The following is a 2560-nucleotide window of genomic DNA, read 5'->3' on the forward strand; positions in this document are numbered from 1 at the left end:
TACCTGGTCCAGGGTTCGATGCTGTTGCCTGGTACCGCGTTTGTTGAGTTGGCGGTACGGGCGGGTGATCAGGTCGGGTGTGACCTGGTGGAGGAGTTGACGCTTGAGGCACCTCTTGTCCTGCCGGAGAACGGCTCGGTGCGGGTGCAGGTGTGGATCGGCGCCGAGGACTCCTCGGGCAAGCGCGAGCTGACCTTCTATTCCAGCGCGGGCGACGACGACCGGTCGTGGACCCGGCACGCCACCGGTGTGCTGGGCGCGGGAGGCCGCTCCGGTGGGGCTTCCCTGGTCGAATGGCCACCCGCAGGCGCGGAGGTCGTAGACCTGGACGGAGCCTACGACCGGCTGGCGGAGCTGGGCTTCGGCTACGGGCCGGCATTCCAGGGGCTGCGGTCGGCTTGGTGCAAGGGCGACGAGATGTTCGCCGAGGTGGCCCTGCCCGAGGGTGTAGGTGTGGACGGTTTTGGTCTGCACCCGGCGCTGCTGGACGCGACGCTGCACACCATCGGACTGATGGGCCAGACCGACGCTCCCGGCAAACTGCCCTTCTCGTGGTCGGGCGTGCGGTTGCACGCCTCGGGCGCGACGGTGCTGCGGGTGCGGTTGACGCCTGCGGGATCGGACGAGGTGTCGTTGGCGATCGCGGACGGCTCCGGTGCTCCAGTTGCGACCGTGGACTCGCTGGTGCTGCGCCCGGTCTCGTTGGAAGAGTTGGCCGGTGACGACCGCAGTGACGCGCTGTTTGGCGTCGACTGGGTGTCGGTGCCTCTGTCTGACGGCGATGTCCCGACGGTCGGGTGGACCGACCTGGAGGCGCTAGCCCCGTCGGCAGAGCTGTCCGACTTCGTCGTCCTTTCGTGCCCGATCACCTCCGGGACTGATCCGGTGTCCGGTGCCCATGAGACGGCGCACTGGGCGCTGAACACGGTCCAGAACTGGCTTGCCGACGAGCGGTTCGACACTACGCGTCTGGCCATCGTGACCAGGGGCGCGATCGCCACCACGGCCGACGAGGACGTGCGGGACATCGCGCAGGCGGCGGTGTGGGGCCTGGTGCGGTCCGCCCAGTCGGAGAACCCGGACCGGATCGTGCTGGTCGACCTCGACGACGAAGCGACCTCGCTCGATGTACTGCCTTCCGCCTTGGCCACCGGAGAGCCGCAGTTGGCGCTGCGCTCCGGTGTTGCCAGTGCGCCGCGCCTGGCCAGGGTTCAGCAGTCCGTGGTGGACGACCCCGGCTTCGGTTCGGGTGCGGTACTGATCACCGGCGCGACAGGCACACTGGGCGGCCTCGTTGCCCGACACCTGGTCACGGAACGAGGCGTACAGAGCCTGCTGCTGGTGAGCAGGCGCGGCGCCGCGGCCGAGGGCGCCGACGAACTGCACGACGAGCTGGTCACTCTGGGCGCCGAGGTGACGTTTGCAGCATGTGACGTGGCCGATCGGAACGCGGTAGCGGCTCTGCTGGCCGAGCATCAGGTCTCCGCCGTGGTGCACACCGCGGGCGTACTGGACGACGCCACCATCGGCTCGCTGACCCCGGACCGGATCGATGAGGTGTTCCGGCCCAAGGTCGACGCGGCGTGGCATCTGCACGAGCTCACCCGCGACCTGTCGGCGTTTGTGCTGTTCTCGTCCGCCGCCGGTGTGTTCGGCGGCGCCGGCCAGGGCAACTACGCGGCGGCCAACACCTTCCTGGACGCGCTCGCCCAGCATCGCCGTGCTGCCGGCCTGCCGGCCACCTCGCTGGCATGGGGTCTGTGGGCAGATGCCAGTGGTATGGCAGGCAACCTGGACGAGACCGACGTACGGCGGATCACCAGCGGCGGCATGATCCCGATCGGCGCGGCCGAGGGCCTGGCGCTGTTCGACGCGGCGGGCTCCACGGGGCGCGCACTGCTGGCGCCGGTGCCCCTGGACCTGCCCGTGTTGCACCGGCAGGCGCGTTCCCAGCCTGTTCCGCACATGCTGCGTGGTCTGGTGCGTGGCACGGCGCGCAGGACTGCCGAGGCCGGGTCCGTCGCCGGATCTGCGCTGGCACGGTCGCTGGCGGGCATGACCGCCGCGGAGCGCGAGAAGGCACTGCTGGACCTCGTGCTCAGCCAGGTTGCCATGGTCCTCGGCCACAGCTCGGCGCACGCCATCGCACCCGACCGTGCATTCAAGGACCTGGGATTCGACTCGCTCAGCTCTGTCGAGCTGCGCAACCGGCTCAACACGGCCACCGAGTTGACTCTGCCCGCCACCCTGGTCTTCGACTACCCGACTCCCGCAGCCCTCGCGGCACATCTGGGTGCCGAGCTGCTGGGTGGGGTGGTCGATGTTGTGGCCGACGACCCCGCTGTGACTGTGACCGACGAGCCGATCGCAATCGTCGGTATGAGCTGCCGCTTCCCCGGCGGTGTCGAATCACCCGAGGACCTGTGGCGCCTGGTCGCCGAGGGCGGGGACGCGGTGTCGGAGTTCCCGACCGACCGCGGCTGGGACGTGGAATCGCTGTACGACCCGGACCCCGACCACACGGGCACCACCTACAGCCGCATGGGTGCCTTCCTCGACC

1 protein-coding gene is annotated in these 2560 nt (G+C 69.6%); it reads left to right on the forward strand.

The annotated features are described in order from the left end of the window. Nucleotides 1–2560 (forward strand): type I polyketide synthase (locus JK363_RS41120; protein ID WP_201883440.1); only part of this gene is annotated, 2560 nt, incomplete at both ends.

It is taken from the genome of Streptomyces coffeae (genome assembly GCF_016741875.1).
Classification (GTDB): Bacteria; Actinomycetota; Actinomycetes; order Streptomycetales; family Streptomycetaceae; genus Streptomyces; species Streptomyces coffeae.